At 66.5% G+C, this 20,488-nt stretch carries 13 protein-coding genes; 11 read left to right on the plus strand and 2 right to left on the minus strand.

Translation table 11 applies throughout. The features are described 5' to 3' along the window. The 6 genes from ACCD07_RS19605 to ACCD07_RS19630 form a co-directional block, all read left to right on the plus strand. Positions 1-1,185 (plus strand): efflux RND transporter periplasmic adaptor subunit (locus tag ACCD07_RS19605; protein WP_413448307.1); only part of this gene is annotated, 1,185 nt, incomplete at its 5' end. A 10-nt stretch (positions 1,186-1,195) separates the two neighbouring features. Then, positions 1,196-4,489, plus strand: a complete 3,294-nt coding sequence (locus ACCD07_RS19610; protein ID WP_176653046.1) for an efflux RND transporter permease subunit — start codon at positions 1,196-1,198, stop codon at positions 4,487-4,489. Beyond that, complete coding sequence (locus tag ACCD07_RS19615) at positions 4,486-5,892, plus strand: efflux transporter outer membrane subunit (protein WP_413448308.1); 1,407 nt, start codon at positions 4,486-4,488, stop codon at positions 5,890-5,892. Before ACCD07_RS19610 ends, ACCD07_RS19615 begins: the two co-directional genes overlap by 4 nt. Before the next feature lie 554 nt (positions 5,893-6,446). After that, positions 6,447-7,859 carry a glycoside hydrolase family 30 protein gene (locus tag ACCD07_RS19620; protein WP_413448309.1) on the plus strand — a complete coding sequence of 471 codons (1,413 nt, stop codon included), beginning with the start codon at positions 6,447-6,449 and terminating at the stop codon, positions 7,857-7,859. A gap of 74 nt (positions 7,860-7,933) precedes the next feature. After that, entirely contained in the window at positions 7,934-9,292 is a 1,359-nt protein-coding gene (locus tag ACCD07_RS19625; protein ID WP_413448310.1) for a glycoside hydrolase family 5 protein, read from the plus strand. Positions 9,293-9,326: 34 nt separating this feature from the next. Next, entirely contained in the window at positions 9,327-12,053 is a 2,727-nt protein-coding gene (locus tag ACCD07_RS19630) for a TonB-dependent receptor (protein ID WP_413448311.1), read from the plus strand. On the opposite strand, the gene ACCD07_RS19635 is transcribed toward ACCD07_RS19630, so the two are convergent. Continuing rightward, complete coding sequence (locus ACCD07_RS19635; protein WP_413448312.1) at positions 12,041-12,949, minus strand: LysR family transcriptional regulator; 909 nt, start codon at positions 12,947-12,949, stop codon at positions 12,041-12,043. The genes ACCD07_RS19630 and ACCD07_RS19635 overlap by 13 nt on opposite strands. A 105-nt stretch (positions 12,950-13,054) precedes the next feature. On the opposite strand from ACCD07_RS19635, the gene ACCD07_RS19640 reads away from it, so the two are divergent. The 5 genes from ACCD07_RS19640 (at position 13,055) to ACCD07_RS19660 (ending at position 20,067) form a co-directional block, all read left to right on the plus strand. Beyond that, positions 13,055-13,819, plus strand: coding sequence for a TauD/TfdA dioxygenase family protein (locus ACCD07_RS19640; RefSeq protein ID WP_413448313.1), 765 nt, complete (start codon positions 13,055-13,057; stop codon positions 13,817-13,819). 98 nt (positions 13,820-13,917) lie between these two features. Next, complete coding sequence (locus tag ACCD07_RS19645) at positions 13,918-17,415, plus strand: response regulator (RefSeq protein ID WP_413448314.1); 3,498 nt, start codon at positions 13,918-13,920, stop codon at positions 17,413-17,415. Between the two features lie 18 nt (positions 17,416-17,433). Then, positions 17,434-18,252 carry a CheR family methyltransferase gene (locus ACCD07_RS19650; protein WP_413448315.1) on the plus strand — a complete coding sequence of 273 codons (819 nt, stop codon included), beginning with the start codon at positions 17,434-17,436 and terminating at the stop codon, positions 18,250-18,252. A 1-nt stretch (position 18,253) separates the two neighbouring features. Beyond that, positions 18,254-18,865 carry a chemotaxis protein CheB gene (locus ACCD07_RS19655; protein WP_413448316.1) on the plus strand — a complete coding sequence of 204 codons (612 nt, stop codon included), beginning with the start codon at positions 18,254-18,256 and terminating at the stop codon, positions 18,863-18,865. Then, positions 18,865-20,067, plus strand: a complete 1,203-nt coding sequence (locus tag ACCD07_RS19660) for an ATP-binding protein (protein WP_413448317.1) — start codon at positions 18,865-18,867, stop codon at positions 20,065-20,067. Before ACCD07_RS19655 ends, ACCD07_RS19660 begins: the two co-directional genes overlap by 1 nt. Positions 20,068-20,076: 9 nt before the next feature. On the opposite strand, the gene ACCD07_RS19665 is transcribed toward ACCD07_RS19660, so the two are convergent. Beyond that, complete coding sequence (locus ACCD07_RS19665) at positions 20,077-20,478, minus strand: EF-hand domain-containing protein (protein ID WP_413448318.1); 402 nt, start codon at positions 20,476-20,478, stop codon at positions 20,077-20,079. Positions 20,479-20,488 lie beyond the last annotated feature (10 nt).

The following is a 20,488-nucleotide window of genomic DNA, read 5'->3' on the forward strand; positions in this document are numbered from 1 at the left end:
CGGGGGTTCGCCCAACACCTCTTAAAAAATAACCACCTCCGCGGGGGGGGGGGGGCGGCCCCCCCCTGGCGGGGGGGGGGGCGCCGGGGGGGGGGCCCCCCCGCGGTATCGGTGGCGCCGGCCGTCAAGCGCGACGTCAAGGAATTCGACGAATTCACCGCCCGCCTCGAGGCGCCGGACACGGTCGACATCCGCTCGCGGGTGGCCGGCACGCTGATGCAGGTGCACTTCCGCGAAGGCCAGATGGTGCGCAAGGGCGATCCGCTGTTCACCATCGATCCGCGTCCGTTCGCCGCCGAAGCGGCCCGCGTCGAGGCGCAGCTGGTGGCCGCCCGCACTTCCGGAGAGTTGAGCAAGACCGAGCTGGCGCGCGCGGAAAAACTGGTCGCCGTGCGCGGCGTCAGCCAGCAGGAGCTGGACCAGCTGAAGGCGGCGGTCGCCAACGCCAACTCCAACGTCAAGGCCTACGAGGCGGCGCTGGCGCAGGCCAGGCTGAACCTGGAGTTCACCCGCATCGTCGCCCCGGTCACCGGCCGCACGTCGCGCGCCAATGTCACGGTCGGCAACCTGGTGAATATCGGCGATCCGGTGCTGACCACCGTGGTGTCGAACGACCGCATGTACGCCTACTTCGACGCCAGCGAGGCGCTCTACCTGAAATACATGCGCGCGGCCCGCGACGGCAGCCGTCCATCGTCGCGCGACGTGCCGAACGCGGTGCGCCTGGGCCTGGCCAACGAGGAAGGCTTCCCGCATGAAGGCCACATGGACTTCGTCGACAACCGCCTGAACCCGGCCACCGCCTCGATGCGCGGACGCGCCGTGTTCGACAACAAGGAGGGCCTCTACACGCCCGGCCTGTTCGCCCGCATCCAGCTGGTCGGCAGCGGCAGCTATTCCGCCACGCTGGTGTCGGACCGCGCCATCACCACCGACCAGACGCGCAAGGTGGTGCTGGTGGTCGGCAAGAACAACATCGTCGAGCAGCGCGAGATCAAGCCCGGCGCGCTGATCGGCGGCATGCGCGTCGTCACCGGCATCAATGCCGGCGAACTGGTGATCGTCGACGGCCTGCTGCGCGCCTTCCCCGGCGCGCCGGTCACGCCGCAGGTGCTGAAGGTGGACGAGCAGGGGCAACCCATCCCGGCGCCGCCGCCAGGCGCCCCGGCTGTGGCCAAGGGCTGAGGAGCGGCGCATGGATATCTCGCGATTTTTCATCGACCGCCCGCGCTTCGCCACCGTCCTCTCGATTTTCATTTTCATGGTCGGCCTGCTGGCGATCTTCCAGCTGCCGATCTCCGAGTATCCGGAAGTGGCGCCGCCGCAGATCGTGGTGCGGGCCCAGTTCCCCGGCGCCAATCCACGCGTGATTTCGGAAACCGTGGCCGCGCCGCTGGAAGAGCAGATCAACGGCCTGGAACACATGCTGTACTTCGAAAGCCAGGCCACCGCCGACGGCAGCATGACGCTGACGGTGACCTTCAAGATCGGCACGGTGCCGGAGCAGGCCGAGACGGCGGTGCAGAACCGCATCAACCGCGCCTTGCCGCGCCTGCCCGACATCGTGCGCCAGATCGGCGTGACGACCGAGAAGCAGTCGCCCAACCTGACCATGGTGGTGCACATGGTCTCGCCGGACAACAGCCACGACGCGCTCTACCTGCGCAACTACGCCAACCTGAACGTGCGCGACGACCTGCTGCGCGTGCCCGGCATGGGCTCGGTGCTGCTGTTCGGTTCCGGCGACTACGCGATGCGCATCTGGCTCAATCCGCGCCAGCTGGCGGCGCGCAACATGACCGCCGGCGACGTGGTGGCGGCGATCCGCGAGCAGAACGCGCAAGTGGCGGCCGGCGTGGTCGGCTCGCCGCCGGCGCCCAACGACACCGACTTCCAGCTGCAGGTCAATGCGCAGGGGCGGCTGATCAAGGAGGAGGATTTCGCCGAGATCATCGTCCGCAGCGATCCCGCGACCGGTGCGCTGGTGCGCATCAAGGATGTCGGCCGGGTGGAGATCAGCGCCAACTCGTATTCGCTGCGCAGCCTGCTGAACAACAAGGAGGCGGCGGCCATCGGTATCTTCCAGGCGCCCGGCTCGAACGCGCTGAAGCTGTCGAACGACGTGCGCGCGACGATGGAGAACGCCAAGAAGAACTTCCCCAAGGGTGTCGATTACGACATCGTCTACGACCCCACGCGCTTCGTGCAGACCTCGATCGAGAAAGTGGTGCACACGCTGATCGAGGCGGTGCTGCTGGTGGTGCTGGTGGTGATCATCTTCCTGCAGACCTGGCGCGCCTCGGTGATCCCGCTGCTGGCGGTGCCTATCTCCATCATCGGCACGTTCGCGATGCTGCTGTTGCTGGGCTACTCGATCAACACGCTGACCCTGTTCGGGCTGGTGCTGGCGATCGGCATCGTGGTCGACGACGCCATCGTGGTGGTGGAAAACGTCGAGCGCAACATCGCCGACGGCCTGACGCCGCACGACGCCACGGTGCGCGCGATGCGCGAGGTGAGCGGACCTATCATCGCCATCGCGCTGGTGCTGTGCGCCGTGTTCATCCCGCTGACCTTCGTGCCCGGCCTGTCCGGCCAGTTCTACAAGCAGTTCGCGGCGACGATCGCGATTTCCACGGTGATCTCGGCGTTCAATTCGCTGACCTTGTCGCCGGCCCTGGCGGCGCTGCTGCTGCGCCCACACGACGCGCCGAAAGACAAGATCATGGTGGTGATGGACAAGCTGTTCGGCAAGTTCTTCCACTGGTTTAACTGCATGTTCCAGCGCCGCAGCAAGGCCTATGGACGCGGCGTGACCGGGCTGCTGCAGCGCAAATCGCTGGCGCTGGTGGTCTACGGCGTGCTGCTGCTGTGCACCGGCCTGCTGTTCACGCGCATTCCCAGCGGCTTCGTGCCGGCGCCGGACAAGCAGTACCTGATCGGCATCGCCCAGCTGCCCGCCGGTTCGTCGCTGGCGCGCACCGAGAAGGTCATCCGCGACATGAGCGACATCGCGCTCAAGGTGCCGGGCATCGTCGATTCGATCGCCTTCCCCGGCCTGTCGATCGCCGGCTTCTCGTCGTCGCCGAACGAGGGCATCGTCTTCTTCGGCCTGGCGCCGTTCGAGGAGCGCACCACGCGCGCCTTGTCCAAGGACGCCATCCTCGGCAAGGTCAATGGCGCCATCCAGGCGATCCAGGGCGCGCGCATGTTCGTCGTGCCGCCGCCGGCGGTGGACGGCCTGGGCAACGCGGGCGGCTTCAAGCTGCAGGTGCAGGACCGCGGCGGCCAGGGCGAGCAGGCGCTGTATGGCGCGGTCTGGGGCGGCATACTCGGGCCGATCTACGGCAATCCCAAGTCTAGCATCGGCACGCCGTATTCGAACTACGACATCAACGTGCCGCAGCTGTTCGCCGACGTCGACCGCACCAAGGCCAAGCAAATGGGCCTGCCGCTGCAGGAGATCTACGACACGCTGCAGATCAACCTCGGCTCGCTGTACGTGAACGACTTCACGCGCTTCGGCAAGACCTACCAGGTGGTGGTGCAGGCCGACGCGCCGTTCCGCTCGCGCGCCGACAGCATCACCAACCTGGAGACGCGCAATTCGGCGGGCCAGATGGTGCCGCTGGGTTCCGTGATGCAGGTCAATCCGACCTTCGGCCCGACGCGCGTGACGCGCTACAACGGCTTCCCCTCGGCCGACGTCAACGGCGCCGCCAAGCCGGGCTTCTCCAGCGGCCAGGCGGAATCCGAGATCGAACGCCTGGTCAAGCAGCTGCCGCGCGGGATGTCGTACGAATGGACCGACCTGACCTACCAGGACCGGCTCACGCGCGACATCACGCTGCCCGGCATCAACGTAAAGATACCGACGCTGGCGGCGGTGCTGTTCCTGTCCGTGGTGCTGGTGGTGCTGGTGCTGACTGCGCAGTATGAAAGCTGGAGCCTGCCGCTGGCCATCATCATGATCGTGCCGATGTGTATCCTGTCGGCGCTGTTCGGCGTGTGGATATCGCACTTCCCGCCGTTCTCGCAAGGCGGAGACCTGAACCTGTTCACGCAGGTGGCGCTGGTGGTGCTGGTCGGTCTGGCGTGCAAGAACGCAATCCTGATCGTGGAATTCGCCAAGGAGCTGGAGGAGCAGGGGCAGCCGATGATGGAGGCCATCGTCAACGCCTGCCATCTGCGCCTGCGGCCCATCCTGATGACGTCGATCGCCTTCTGCGCCGGCGTGATCCCGCTGATTCTGGGCAGCGGCGCCGGCAGCGAGATGCGCCGCGCGATGGGGATCGCCGTGTTCTCGGGCATGGTTGGCGTGACCTCGTTCGGCATCTTCCTGACGCCGGTGTTCTACTCGCTGCTGCGCAAGGGCACCGAGAAGCGCCGCGCGCATTCGGCCGAATTGCGGCACCAGATCGAGGCCGCGGCCCATCCATTCCATCCCGGCATCGACGATGCCGATCCGCCGCGCAAGGGGGAAGTATGAGCCAGCATCGTAGCCATCCGGCCGTCGTCATCGGTGTCGCGCTGGTGTTGACGGCGTGCTCCAGCGCGCCGCCGGTCAAGAAATTCGAGCCCGCGCTGGACAGCGGCTTCGCCAACGCGCCGTCGGCCGCCGCCGGGGAACCGGTCGGTGAATTCTGGCACGCCTTCAACGACCCGCTGCTCGACACGCTGGTGCAGCGGGCGCTGAAGGCCAATACCGATATCCGCAGCGCCGCCGCCAGCCTGCGCGAAGCGCGCGCGCTGAACCGCTACGCCGACGCGCAGCTGCTGCCCAGCATCGGCCTCGATGCCGGCGCGGCACGCATCCGCGCGCCGAACGACGCCGGCGTGGTCAAGACCAACAACAACTACTCGGTTGGCTTCGACGTGGCGTGGGAGGCCGACCTGTTCGGCCGTCTCGGCGACGCGCGCAAGGCGGCGCAGGCCAACGTGCTGGCCGGCGCGGCCGGCGTGCGGGCGGCGCAGGTCAGCGTGACGGCCGAGGTGGCGCGCAACTACTTCGACCTGCGCGGTCTGCAGGAGCAGCTGCGCGTGGCCGTGGCGTCGCTGGAGACGCAGCAGGCGGCGCTGGAGCTGGTCGACGCGCGGCTCGACGTGGGGCGCGGCACGGCGCTCGACAGCGAACGCGCGCGGGCCCTGGTGAAATCGACGGCGGCCAATATCCCGGCGCTGGAGGCGGCCCTGATACGCACGCGCTATCGGCTGGCGGTGCTGTGCGGCCTGCAGCCGACCGCGCTCGACGCGGAACTGGGGCCGGTGCAGCCGCTGCCCGGGTTAAAGGCGGTGCAGTTGTCCAGCATCGGTTCGCCGGCCTCGCTGCTGCGGCGCCGGCCGGACATCCAGCTGGCCGAAGCGCAGGTGGCGGCCGCCGCGGCGCAGGTCGGCGTGGCGCGCAGCGCGCTGTTCCCGGTGCTGTCGCTGGGCGGCACGCTGGGACAGAACTCGTCGCACTTCAGCGACTTGGGCAAGGGCGCATCGTATGTCTACAACCTCGGCGCGCAGCTGACGTGGAACCTGATCGACTTCGGCCGCATCCGCGCGCAGATCAGCGCCGCCGATGCGCGCAACGACGCGGTGGTGATCGGCTACGAGAAAGCGGTGCTGGGCGCGCTGGAGGAGACGGAAGGCGCGCTGGCCAGCTACACCCGCACCCAGCGCCAGACCGAGCTGCTGTTCGAGGCGGCCCAGTCGTCGGAGCAGGCCGCCGTGATCGCGCGCGAGCGCTTCAAGGTCGGCTCGACCGATTTCCTGACGGTGCTCGACGCCGAGCGCGAACTGTTGTCCGCGCGCGACCGCTTGGCGCAAGCCCAGGCCGGCGCCGCCACCTCGCTGGTGGCGGTCTACAAGGCCCTGGGCGGCGGCTGGGAGGTGCCTGCACAATAACAATCAAACAGCGACTTGCAATAGAAAAGAAGAAATTGCAGAGTTGTGCGTTGCAGCATAAACTGGACTGGCCATTTGACCTTTTAATAGGAACATTATGAGCCCGTGCAGAAGAAAAGACCCTCTAGTCGCCGCTAAGGTCGAAGTAGGACGCATTTTCAAGGACATGCTGAGCGTGGAGGATGCTGCCGTTTACATGGCCAGCAACAGCATCCCGCCCGAGGTGTCCGAGCGCGTGCTCAACAGCTCGGGATGCGATACTCGACAATGCGTCGAGACGCTGCAACACAGCTAGGAGTTTCACCTCGTTAAACCGCATGGCTGCTGTTGCAGCCTGCGGCACTTCCGCGCAACACTTCATTCGCTTTCGTTGACATTCAAGAATTGCCGGTGCTATAGTTAATTCAATAAGTGGAAACGATTCCATTTAATTCATAAGTGAATAAACGATAGACGGAAGGGCAACGATCCTTCTGCACGGAGACAGAATGTTGACAGCCAGCCCCGCTATGCCGGGCGATGGAGCCTTGCCCCCTTCGCCTTTGCAGCATGTCTTGAAACGCCTTTCCCGCCTGCTCGCGGTGCCGGCCTTGCTGCTGTGCGTGCACGCGTCCGCTCAGGCGCAGGCCAGGGTGCAGGCATGGATCACCACCGGCGACCAGACGCAATTGCTGGCGCGCGGCGCCGATGCCCAGTTCAAGCCGGGCGCCGCTGCCGCCACCATCATCGAGGTCGATCCGTCGCAGCGCTACCAGGAAATGGTGGGCTTCGGCGCCGCCATCACCGACGCTTCCGCCTGGCTGATGCGGAACCGCATGAACGAGCAGCAGCGCAGCGCCTTGCTCAACGAACTGTTCGGCAAGGCGCCGGGGCTGGGCTTCAGCTTCACCCGCCTGACCATCGGCGCCTCCGATTTCTCGCGCCAGCACTACAGCTTCGACGACATGCCGAAAGGCCAGACCGATCCCACGCTGGCGCATTTCTCCATCGAACCCAACCGCGCCGACGTGCTGCCGATCACCAAGGCCGCGCTGGCGATCAATCCCAGGCTGCGCGTGATGGCGTCGCCGTGGAGCGCGCCGGGCTGGATGAAGTCCACCGACAGCCTGATCCAGGGCACCTTGAAGCCGGAAGCGTTCGCGCCGTTCGCCGCCTACCTGTCGCGCTATGTCGGCGCCTACGAGAAGGAGGGCGTGCCGATCTACGCGCTGACCTTGCAGAACGAGCCGCACTTCGAGCCCAAGGATTATCCCGGCATGCGCGTGGATCCGGCCAAGCGCGCCGCCTTCATCGGCGGCCACCTGGGGCCGTTGCTGGCGAAGGAACATCCGCAAACCCGCATCCTGGACTGGGACCACAACTGGGACGAGCCGGGCTCGCCGGCCGACGTGCTGAAGGATCCGGTGGCGAACAAATACGTCAACGGCATCGCCTGGCACTGCTACGGCGGCGACGTGCGCGTGCAGGCCGCGCTGCATGACCGCTGGCCCGACAAGGACACCTACTTCACCGAATGCTCGGGCGGCAAATGGGCGCCGGTATGGTCGGACAATCTGCAGCACTTCGCCCGCACACTGGTGATCGGCACCACGCGCGGCTGGGCCAGGGGCGTGCTGCTGTGGAACCTGGCGCTGGACGAACACGACGGCCCGCACCTGGGAGGCTGCAACGATTGCCGCGGCGTCGTCACCATCGACAGCCGCGACGGCAAGGTCACCCGCAACGAGGAATATTACGCGCTGGCCCACGCCAGCCGCTTCGTGCGCCAGGGCGCGCGCCGCGTCGCGTCGACCAGCGGCTACGACCAACTCGACACGGTGGCCTTCCGCAACGCCGACGACGGTTCGGTGGCGCTGCTGGTGGTGAACTCGGCCAAGGAGCCGCGCAGCTTCGCGGTGCGCCAGGGCAAGCAGAGCTTCAGCTATACCTTGCCGGCGGCCAGCGTCGCCACCTTCACCTGGAAATAAAAAAGCGCTGCCGCGTCATCGCGCGGCAGTTTTTTCAGAACAAAAATGGAAGCGCTTCCACGCAAGAGGATGCCATGTCATACCGATCTATATTCGTGACCTTGCTGGCGCTTGCCGGCTGCGGCGGCGGCAGTGGCGCCGGTCCGTCGTCCACGCCCGTGCCGCCCGCGCCGCCGGTGGCGGAAGCCATCAAGCCGACTCCGGTCACGCCGGTGCCGGTGACGCCGACCATGCTGCACACGCAGGGGACCAAGTGGCTGAAGGCCGACGGCAGCCAGGCCGCGCTCAAGGGCGTCAACCTCGGCAACTGGCTGATCAATGAATTCTGGATGATGGGGCAGGGCAGCGCCGGCATCGACGACGAGTGCAAGCTGGAGGCCAACTTCGACAGCCGCTTCGGCTATGCCGAGCGCCAGCGCCTGATGCGGCTGTTCCGCGACAACTGGATCACCACCCGCGACTGGGACCAGATGCAGAAGTTCGGCCTGAACCTGGTGCGCCTGCCGTTCATCCACAGCGTGGTCGAGGATGAAAAGAATCCACGCCACTTGCGCGCCGACGCCTGGCGCTACCTGGACGACGCCATCGCCCAGGCCGAAAAGCGCGGCATGTACGTGATCCTCGACCTGCACGGCGCCGTCGGCGCGCAGGGATGGGAACAGCACAGCGGCTGCGCCAACAAGAACCTGTACTGGAGCACGCCGGAATACCAGGAGCGCACCGTCTGGCTGTGGCAGCAGATCGCCGGCCGCTACAAGGACCGCGCGTCGGTCGCCGGCTACAGCGTGCTCAACGAGCCGTGGGGCACCACCGCCGCCAATCTGGCCGCCGTGGTCAAGACGCTGTACACGGCGATCCGCGCGGTCGACCCGAACCACGTCGTCATCCTGCCCGGCCACAACAGCGGCAACATCAGCGCCTATGGCAAGCCGTCCGAACAGGGCATGAGCAATGTCGCGTTCGAGATGCACTTCTACCCGGGCCTGTTCGGCTGGGGCCAGATCGGCCTGCAGGTGCACAAGGACTGGCTGACCTGCAGCGGCGGCGGCAACAGCGGCGTGTGCGAGTGGGACAACAAGATCAAGGCGGTCGACACCGCGTTCTTCATCGGCGAGACGCAGCCGTGGACCGGGCTGGGCCTGGACCTCGGCGGCCAGGTCACGCGCGCTTCCTTCGATACCTACGCCAAGTACGGCTGGGCCGCCACGGCGTGGACCTGGAAGGTGGTCAACAACAAGGGCGGGCAGGGCAACGGCACCTGGGGCCTGGTCACCAACGCCGCCGCCGCGCCGGTGCCGGCGCTCGATTTCACCAAGGCGCCGGTGGCCGATATCGAATCCCTGTTCCAGTCGTTTGGCACGCAGGTTTATGAGGTCCACCAGTCCGCGCAGGACTGGATGACCAGCAGCACCGCACCACAGCCGTTCCGTTAGTCGTAACCAGTAAAACTATAAAGAGAGAGACAACATGAGAAAGCAGACACATCCACTCGCATTGACCCCGATCGCCGCCGCCTGCGCCACGCTGGCCTGGGCCCTCGCCGCCAGCCCGGCCTGGGCGCAGCAGGGACCGGCCAACGGCGCCGCGGCCGAGGACAAGGAAGTCCAGTCGGTGGTCGTCACCGGCATCCGCCGCAGCATCGAGACCTCGATGGCGATCAAGCGCGACTCCGATTCCATCGTCGAGGCGGTCACGGCCGAAGACATCGGCAAGCTGCCGGACGTGTCGATCGCCGAGTCGATCGCCCGCCTGGCCGGCCTGACGGCGCAGCGCGTCGAAGGCCGCGCGCAGTCGATCTCGATCCGCGGCCTGGCGCCGGACTTTTCCGGCACGCTGATGAACGGCCGCGAGCTGGTCTCGACCAGCAACAACCGCGGCGCCGAATACGACCAGTATCCGTCCGAGCTGATCAACGGCGTCACCGTCTACAAGACGCCGGACGCCTCGCTGGCCGGCGGCGGCCTGTCCGGCACGGTGGACCTGCACACGGTGCGTCCGCTGGACCTGCGCGAGCGCAGCATCGTGTTCAACGCGCGCGGCGAGCACAATTCCAACGGCAAGCTCAACTCGAACACGCCGGCCAACGGCAACCGCCTCAGCGCGTCGTATGTCGACCAGTTCATGAACAACACGCTGGGCGTGGCGATCGGCTACGCGCACCTGGATTCGCCGGGCCAGCAGCAGGAATACAAATCGTGGTGGTGGGGCACCGACAACAAGCTGCCGAAAGGCGACGAGGACGTGGTGGCGCTGAAGGGCGCCGAAGTCACGGCGACCTCGCGCAAACAGAAGCGCGACGGCCTGATGGGCGTGATCGAATACCGCCCGTCCAAGGAATTCCGCACCTCGCTGGACCTGTACTATTCCGAGTTCAAGGAAGACACCACGATGCGCGGCATGATGTGGAACTCACACCAGTGGAGCGACGTCACCTACAACAATCCGCAGATCGTCACGCAGGGCGGCACCCGCCTGCTGGTGGGCGGCGCGCTGGTCAACCTGGAACCCATCGTGCGCAACGACTTCAACCAGCGCAAGGACCAGCTCGGCGCCGTGGGCTGGAACAACCAGTTCAAGCAAGACCGCTGGACCCTGGTCGGCGACCTGTCGTACTCGACCGCCAAGCGGCGCGAGATGGTGCTGGAAACCTACGCCGGCCTGGGCCCTGCCGGCTCGCACATCACCGACAACAACTTCCAGTTCAAGATCCCGACCGCCAGCGGCCTGCCGACCTTCACGCCCAGCCTGAACTTCGCCGATCCGCAGATCATCAAGCTGACCGACGTCGGCGGCTGGGGCAAGGATGCGGACATGCACCATCCGGTGGTGGAAGATTCGCTGGGTTCGCTCAAGCTGTCGGCCAAGCGCGACCTGGACGGCATGTTCCGCAACGTCGAAGGCGGCGTCAACTACAGCAAGCGCGAGAAGACCCACGCCGACACCAACAACTACTGGAACCTGAAGAACGGCCGCGCGCCGGCCACGGTGTCGTCCGACCTGATCGAGCCGTCGACCTCGCTGGCCTTCGCCGGCATCCCGAGCGTGCTGACCTATGATGTGCTGGGCGCGCTGAACAAGTACTACACCATGCAGCCGGCCCGCCCGGACGACCAGGCGCTGCAGGACTGGGGCGTGACCGAGAAAGTCACCACCGCCTATGGCCGCGTCGGCATCGACACCGACGTCGGTCCGTTCCCGCTGCGCGGCAACATCGGCGTGCAGGCCGTCAACGTCGACCAGAAATCGCGCGGCACCACCGTCAACTCCGGCAAGCTGGGCTCGATCACCGGCGGCGCCAGCTACACCGACTGGCTGCCGAGCGTGAACCTGAACTTCGACCTCGACAAATACCTGAGCACCACCAATCTGCGCTTCGGCGCGGCCAAGACGGTGGCCCGTCCGCAGATGTCGGACATGCGCGCCGGCATCTCCGGCGGCGTCGACGCCACCACCCGCATGTGGAACGGCAGCGGCGGCAATCCACAGCTGGAACCGTGGCGCGCCAACTCGTATGATTTGTCGATGGAAAAGTACATGGGCAAGCGCAGCTACATCGCCGGCGCGCTGTGGTACAAGAAGCTGCAAAGCTACATCTACAACCAGCAGACCGCGTTCAGCTTTGCCGGCTTCCCGAATCCGTCGGCCGTCGTGCCGATCCAGGATATCGGCACCTTGAACCGTCCGGCCAACGGCACCGGCGGCATGGTCAAGGGTGTGGAACTGTCGGGCGCGCTGGACGGCGGCCTGCTGTGGGCGCCGCTGGAAGGCTTCGGCGTGACCGGCAGCATGTCCGGCACCGAGAGCACCATCCATCCCAACGGTCCGGGCACCAAGGAAAAGCTGCCGGGGCTGTCGGGCGTGGTGTCCAACTTCACCGTCTACTACGAGCAGTCGGGCTACTCGGCGCGCGCCAGCCGCCGCTACCGCTCGGCCTATCGTGGCGAGGTCACCGGCCTGTTCGCGCAGCGCGCCTTCAGCGAGATCCTGGCCGAGCGCCAGATCGACCTGCAGCTGGGCTACGCGATCGAGCAGGGCCGCTACAAGGGCCTGTCCTTCCTGTTCCAGGTGAATAACCTGAACAACTCGCCTTACCAGACCCGCCAGGGCGATCCGTTCTCGGGCGGCTCCTACGCGCCCGAGCGCTACACCACCTACGGCCGCCAGCTGCTGCTGGGCTTGAACTACAAGCTGTAAGTTTGCAGCGCCGCCGTCAGCAGTTCGGTGAAGACGCGTATCTTCACCGAGCCGCGGCGGCTGGCCGGATACAAGGCATAAATTCCCACATCCATGTCGCCGGGGTTGGTTTCGTACAGGTCCAGCACCGGCACCAGCATGCCCTGCTCCAGGTCCTGGTGGATCAGCCAGGCCGGCAGCAGCGCCAGGCCCAGCCCGCTCAGCGCGGCTTGCCGCAGCATCTCCGAATTATTCACGCTGAGGCTGCCGTGCACCTCGATCTCGGCCTCCTGGCCGCCGCGCCGAAGCTTCCAGGTCTGGCGGCTGGCGCCGTAGGAAAACTGCAGGCAGTTGTGGCCGGTCAGGTCGGCCGGCGCGTGCGGCCTGCCGTGCTGGCGCAGGTATGCGGGGCTGGCGCAGATGTGGCGCCGGTGGCCGGCCAGCTTGCGCGCGATCAGGTTGGGCTGCCGCTCCGGCGTGCCGATGCGGATCGCCAGATCGATCGCCTCGTCGACCATATTGGTGTAGTTGTCGCTGAGCCGCATATCCAGCGCCATCTTCGGGTAACGCCGCACCAGCTCCGGCAGCAGCGGGCCGATGGTGCGGATCGCCAGCGTCACCGGCGCGGCCACGCGCAGCACGCCGACCGCTTCGCTGTCCCGGCCGGAAGCGGCGTCGTCGGCCTCGTCCAGCGCGGCCAGGATCTGCGTCGCGTGCTCATAGTAGTTGCGGCCGCTGTCGGTCAGCGTGATGCTGCGGGTCGAGCGGTTCAGCAAGGGGGCGCCGAGGCGCACTTCCAGCGCGTCGACCAGCCTCGTGACCGAGGACGTGGCCACGCCCAGGTGACGGGCGGCGGCGGAAAAGCCGCCATTGCTGGCGACCAGGCAGAAGGCTTTGAGTTCAGCGAATCGGTCCATGGCAGGCTTTGCGTCTGGCGCAAAGGTGATTGCAGATTCGCCTATATTATCAGCAGAGTTGTGCGGGATTATAGTGATTTCATACTTTTCAGCCCTGGAGGCCGTATGAACATTACCCCCTTACCCTTGAGCTTTGGCGCCACCATCGAAGGCATGGACTTGCGCCAGGCCGGTCCCGGCACCGCGCAGTTGCTGCGTTCGGCGTTGCTGCAGTACGGCATGCTGGTGATACGCGGCCAGTCGCTGACGCCGCCGGAGCAGGTCGCCGCCACCGAACTGTTCGGCAGCCTGGAGACTTTTCCCGCCATGCGCGGCCAGCTGGACGGCTTGCCGGAAATTTTCCGCGTCGCCAGCCGGCCCGAGGATGGCCACGTCGACGTCGGCCGCTACTGGCATTCGGACGGCTCGTTCCGCGCGGAGCCGACGCCGATCAGTTTCTGGTACTCGGTGGCGCAATCGAGCGAGGGCGGCGACACCTTGTTCACCGATTTGCAGCAAGCCTATGCCGAGCTGCAGCCGGAAATCCGCGAGGAATTCGACGCCCTGCGGACCGCGCACCGCAACGGCGTGGTGCACCCGCTGGTGTTGAAGCACCCGAAAACCGGCATTCCGGCGCTGTACCTGAACCTGGGCCTGACCGGCGGCGTGCTGGGCTACGGGCCGGAACGCTCGCAGGCGTTGATGCAGGCGGTGGACCGCCATTACTCCCGCCCCGGCGCCACCTACCGCCACCATTGGCTGCCCGGCGATGTGGTGGTGGCTGACAACCTGCACGTCGCGCACAAGGCGACGCCGGTCGGCCCCGGCCGCCGCATCCTGAACCGCACCACGGTGCGCGCCGACGGCGTGATCTGGCCCGAGGCGGCCTGATTTTTATGTTATTTCCCTAGCGCACGATTGGTTTTTGCCGGTATAGCAGTTTTGTGTTTGAGCTAAACTTCCAGCTTTCCTCGCTACCTGGCCGAACCATGCCCAATCTGTCGTCCATGGATGAAAGCGGCTTCCGCCGCATCCTCGCGCGCAACGTCACGCTGCCGCTGGCCGCCGGCGTGGTCAGCGCCGGGGTGTTTGTCGTCTTGCTCGCTTACCTGGTCAATACGATGAACTGGGTCGAGCACAGCGAACGCGTGATCGGCAGCGCCAACGAAATCAGCAAGCAGATGGTGGACATGGAAACCGGCCTGCGCGGCTACATGCTGACCGGCGATGAAAGTTTTCTCGAACCGTACACGCTGGCCAAGCCCAAGGTCGCCACCGGCCTGAAGTCGCTGGGGCAGCTGGTCGAGGACAGCCCGGTTCAGCTGGACCGGCTGAGCGTCATCGGCGCCCAGCAATTGCAGTGGGACCAGTATGCGCAGGAAATGATACGGCTGCGCGCCGCCAACGGCGACGTGACCGGTCCCGCCAAGACCGGCCGCGGCAAGACCCAGTTCGATGAAATCCGCCGCCAGGTCGATGCCTTCATCGGCATGGAGCAACGGATGCGCCAGGACCGCAACGACAGCGCGCGCAGCGTGACCACCTGGGTGGCCGCCACCTATCTGCTGCTGACGCTGGGCGTCGGCGGCATCCTGGCCTGGTTCGGCCGGCGCGATTTGATGGGCCTGTCCAAGGTCTATGACCTGGCGCTGCGCGAGCACACCACGCATGCCGAAACGCTGGCGCGGCAGGCGTGGCTGCGCACCGGCCAGAGCGAGCTGGCGCAGCAGGGCATAGGCCAGCTGGCGCTGCCGCAGCTGTCGGCGGCGCTGCTGCAATTCATGGCGCGCTACATGGATGTGGTGGTCGGCGCGCTGTACCTGCGGGCCGACGACGGCAGTTTCCAGCGCGTGGCCTCGTACGGCTTCAGCGACGAGTGGGCGCAACGCGAGCAGCGTATCAAGCCGGCGGAAAGCCTGGTCGCGCAGGCGGCGCTGCAACGCCGCGTGCTCCGACTGGACAATGTGCCGGCCGACTATATCCAGGTCAGTTCCGGCCTCGGCGGCGGCGCGCCGGCCAGCGTGCTGCTGGCGCCGCTCGACAACGACGGCGAGATCGTCGGCGTGGTCGAGCTGGGCCTGCTGCGCCCGATCTCCGAGCGCGACGTCGATTTCCTGACCATGGTGAAGGGCAACGTCGGCAACGCCATCGAAGCCAGTTCGTCGCGCCAGCGCCTGCAGGAAGTGCTGGTCGAAACCCAGCAGCTCAACGAGGAACTGCAGGTGCAGCAGGAAGAGCTGCGTACCGCCAACGAGGAGCTGGAGGAACAGTCGCGCGTGCTGGAAGAGTCGCAGGCCAGCCTGGAAAACCAGAAGGCCGAGCTGGAACAGACCAACGAGCAGCTGGCCGAGCAGGGCGTGGCGCTGGACCAGAAGAACGCCGCGCTGAGCAAGGCGCAGCTGGACCTGGAGGAGCGGGCCACCGAGCTGGAACGCGCCAGCCAGTACAAATCGCAATTCCTGGCCAATATGTCGCACGAGCTGCGCACGCCGCTCAACAGCTCGCTGATCCTGGCCAAGCTGCTGTCGGAAAACACGGCCGGCAACCTGAACGAGGAGCAGGTGCGCTTCGCCAACACGATCTACTCGGCCGGTAACGACCTGCTGAACCTGATCAACGATATCCTCGATATCTCCAAGGTCGAGGCGGGCAAGCTGGACCTGGTGCCGGAGCAGCTGTCGGTGCGCCACGTGGTCGAAGGCATGGCGATGGTGTTCGACCCGCTGGCGCAGCAAAAGAAACTGGCCTTCCACGTGCGGATCGCCGACGAGCTGGCCCACGACATGGTCACCGACCGCCAGCGGCTGGAACAGATCCTGAAGAACCTGCTGTCGAACGCGCTCAAGTTCACCAGCACCGGCCAGATCACGCTGGCGGTGCGCGCGGCGGGCGCCGAACGTGTCGCCTTCTCGGTGCAGGACAGCGGCATCGGCATCCGCGCCGAAGACCAGCAGGGCATCTTCAACGCCTTCCAGCAGGCCGACGGCACCACCAGCCGCAAGTACGGCGGCACCGGACTCGGCCTGTCGATCTCGCGCGACCTGGCGCAGCTGCTGGGCGGCGACATCGGCCTGATCAGCGAACCGGGCAAGGGCAGCTGCTTCACGCTGACCTTGCCGCTGGTGTGGACCGCACCGGCGGAAAGGTCCGGCAGCACGGCCGCCGCCAGTCCGGCGCCGCCGCCGGCCTGGGCGGTCGAGTACGAGGCCGCGGCGCCGTCGCCATCTCCGTTGCCGCCACCGCCGCGCGAACGCGCCTTCGACGACGACCGCGCGCTGCTGGAGGAGGGCGCCGCGGCCGGCCGCCGCCTGGTGCTGGTGATCGAGGACGACGCCACCTTCGCCCGCATCCTGTACGACCTGGCACACGAAAAACAATACAGCTGCCTGGTCGGCTTCGACGCCGACGAGGGGCTGGCGCTGGCGCGCGAATACCGGCCGGACGCGGTGCTGCTCGACATCCGCCTGCCGGACCGTTCCGGCCTGTCGGTGCTGCAACTGCTGAAGGACGATGCGCAGACGCGCCACATCCCGGTGCACGTGGTGTCCGGTTCCGACAACGGCGAGGCGGCGCTGCACCTGGGCGCGATCGGCTTCGCGCTGAAGCCGACCACCCGCGAGCAGCTGATGGAAGTGTTCCGCCGCATCGAAGGCAAGCTGACGCAGAAGATCAAGCGCGTGCTGCTGGTCGAGGACGACAGCCGCCAGCGCGACAGCGTGGTGCAGCTGATCTCCGATGACGATGTCGAGATCGTCGCCGTCGGCAGCGGCGAGGAAGCGCTGGCGCTGCTGCGCACCACCGTCTACGATTGCATGATCATCGACCTCAAGCTGCCCGACATGCAGGGCAACGAGCTGCTGCAGCGCATGGCGGGCGAGTCGCTGGCGGCCTTCCCGCCGGTGATCGTCTACACCGGCCGCAACCTGTCGCGCGCCGAGGAGGCCGACCTGCACAAGTATTCGCGCTCCATCATCATCAAGGGCGCCCGCTCGCCGGAGCGCCTGCTCGACGAGGTGACGCTGTTCCTGCACAAGGTCGAGGCCGACCTGTCGTCCGAGCGGCAGAGCATGCTGCGCACGGTGCGCTCGCGCGACCGCGTGTTCGAGGGACGGCGCATCCTGCTGGTGGATGACGACGTGCGCAACATCTTCGCGCTGACCAGCGCGCTGGAGCAGAAAGGCGTGCTGGTCGAGGTGGGCCGCAACGGCTTCGAGGCGATCGCCAAGCTCAACGAGGTGCCGGACATCGACCTGGTGCTGATGGACGTGATGATGCCGGGCATGGACGGCCTGGAGGCGACGCGCCGCATCCGCGCCGAAGCCCGCTTTGCCCGCCTGCCGATCATCGCCATCACGGCCAAGGCCATGAAGGACGACCAGGAGCAGTGCCTGGCGGCCGGCGCCAGCGATTACCTGGCCAAGCCGATCGACCTGTCGCGCATGTACTCGCTGCTGCGGGTGTGGATGCCGAACGGTGAACGGACCTGACGATGCAAGGGTCTTACCATGCAACATAGCGACACCGACATCGAGCTCAAAGTGTTGATGGAAGCCATCTACATGAAATACAGCTACGACTTCCGCGACTATACCGGCGCCTCGCAAAAGCGCCGCGTGCTGCACGCCCTGCGCGAGATGGATTGCGCCAGCATCTCGGCGCTGCAGGCGCGCATCATGCACGAGCCGGCCGCGTTCAGCCAGCTGCTGCAATTCCTGACGATACCGGTGACGTCGATGTTCCGCGACCCAAGCTACTACGCGGCGCTGCGCGAGCACGTGGTGCCGGTGCTGCGCACCTATCCGTCGCTGAAGATCTGGATCGCCGGTTGCAGCACCGGCGAGGAAGTGTTTTCGATGGCCATCCTGCTGAAGGAAGAGGGCTTGCTGGAACGCAGCATGATCTACGCCACCGACATCAATCCGCAGTCGCTGGACAAGGCGCGCAAGGGCGTGTTCCCGCTGGACGCGGTGCGCGAGTACACGGAGAACTATCAGGCCGCCGGCGGCACCCGCAGTTTTTCCGACTACTACACGGCGGCCTACGACGCCGCGCTGTTTGACGGCGCGCTGTGCGAAAACGTCACCTTCGCCGACCACAGCCTGGCCACCGACGCGGTGTTCGCGGAAACCCATCTGATCAGCTGCCGCAACGTCATGATTTACTTTAAGAAAAAGTTGCAGGAGCGCGCTTTCGGCCTGTTTTACGAATCGCTGTGCCATCGCGGCTTCCTCGGCCTGGGCAGCAAGGAAAGCATCGATTTCTCCGCCTATGCGCCGAACTTCGAGCCGGTGGTGAAGCGCGAACGGCTGTTCCGGAAGCGCTGACATGGCGCCGACCGCCGCCGAATCCATCAAGGCCGCGCTGGCCGGACGCGCCATCGAGGCGGTGGTGATCGGCGCCTCGGCCGGCGGCGTCGGTGCGCTGCTGCGCCTGTTGCCTGGCTTGCCGACGGGCTATGGCCGTGCCGTGGTGGCCTTGCTGCACATGCCGGACGGCCGCCAAAGCCACCTGGCCGAGGTGTTCCAGCAGCGCATGGCGCTGCCGGTGCGGGAGGCTGCCGACAAGGAGCCGGTGTCGTCCGGAACGCTGTATTTTGGCGGTTCCGGCTACCATTTGTCTGTTGAGACGGATCGCAGTTTTTCACTCAGTTGCGAGGCTCCGCTGCACTTCGCGCGGCCGGCGATTGATTACCTGATGGAATCGGCGGCCGACGCCTACGGCCCGGCGCTGGCCGGCATCCTGCTGACGGGGGCCAACCAGGACGGCGCCGCCGGCATGGCCGCCATCGGCCGCGCCGGCGGCCTGACGGTGGTGCAGGATCCGGCCGAGGCGGAAGTGGCGACCATGCCGCGGGAAGCCATCCGTTTGCGGGCGCCGGACCTGATCCTGCCGCTGAACGACATACATACACTGCTGTTGATGCTGGAGAATGATTAATGCAAGCCGAGCACCCGACCAAATTGCTGATCGTCGACGATCTGCCGGAAAACCTGCAGGCGCTGAACGCGATCATCCGCGGCGAGGGCCGCGAGATCCACCAGGCCGGCTCGGGCGAGGAGGCGCTGGCGCTGCTGCTGCAGCACGACTTCGCCATGGCCATCCTCGACGTGCAGATGCCGGGCATGGACGGCTTCGAGCTGGCCGAGCTGATGCGCGGCACCGACAAGACGCGGCACATCCCCATCGTGTTCGTCACGGCCGCCGGCAAGGAGCTGAACTACTCGTTCAAGAGCTACGAGGCGGGCGCGGTCGACGTGCTGTACAAGCCGCTCGATGCCCGCGCCGTCAACGGCAAGGTGCAGGTGTTCGTGGCGCTGTACGAGCAGCGCGAGGCGATGCGGCGCCAGGTCGAGGCGCTGGAGCTGGCGCGCCATCAGCAGGAAGCCACGCTGGCCGAGTTGAACGCCGCGCAGGCCCAGCTGCAGCGCGCGCTGGCGATGCGCGACGAATTCATGTCCATGGTGTCGCACGAGATGCGCACGCCGCTCAACACGCTGTACCTGGAAACCCAGCTGCGCAAGATGCAGCTGGAGCGCGGCAACATGGCGGCCTTCGGCGCCGAGCAGTTGCAGCGCATGGTGGCGCGCGACGACCGCCAGATCCAGAGCATCATCCGCCTGATCGACGACATGCTGGACGTGTCGCGCATCCGCAGCGGCAAGCTGTCGCTGCGGCCGGGCTGGGTCGAGCTGTCCGGCCTGCTGCGCCGGCTGGTGCAGGACCTGACGCCGCAGGCCAGCATCGCCGGCAGCAGCATCACGCTGGACGCGGCCACGCCGGTCAGCGGCTGGTGGGACGAGTTCCGCATCGAGCAGATCGTCGTCAACCTGCTGACCAACGCGCTGCGCTACGGCGCCGCGCAGCCGGTGACGGTGACCCTGCATGTGGAGCAGGACCAGGTGCGGGTGGATGTGCGCGACCAGGGCGCCGGCGTGGCGCCGGAACACCAGCAAACGATTTTTGAGCCGTACGAGCGCGGCGCCGGCACGTCGGCGCCGGCCGGACTGGGATTGGGCTTGTACATTTCGCGCCAGCTGGCCGAGGTGCACGAGGGCAGCCTGACCCTGCGCAGCAGTCCCGGCGAGGGCTCGGTCTTCACGCTGACGCTGCCGCGCCGCGACGCCCCGCCGGCCGCTTGAGAGTGAAGTTCAGCGCGAGCGCGCTTCCTCGCGGCGCTGGATGATGAAGGCTTTCAAGTCTTCAAAGTTGACGCTGCCGCGCTGGGCGCTGTCGATATGGTCGAAGTTCTTTTCGACAAAGCCGAGGCCGGCCTTGTGCGCCTCGTCGCGGCTCAGGTAGCCGTCGCCGTTGAGGTCGGCCTCTTCAAAGCGCCTCTTCAGCTTTTGCATCGCATGGAACTGCAGCACCGGGCCGGCCGCGCCGTCGCGGGGCGGCTTGCGCATGCCGGGCGGAATATACGGGTCGGGATGTACGGGCGCCGACAGCACGGTGGGTGCCGCGGTTTCGGGCTGCGGTGCCTGCGCCCGCGCGCCCGCGCCGGTGTACGCGGCGGCGGCGATCAACATCGCCAACTGGAAAAGCTGTTTCATGGTTGTCTCC

This window comes from Duganella sp. Dugasp56 (genome assembly GCF_047304105.1).
Lineage (GTDB): Bacteria > Pseudomonadota > Gammaproteobacteria > Burkholderiales > Burkholderiaceae_D > Rugamonas > Rugamonas hordei.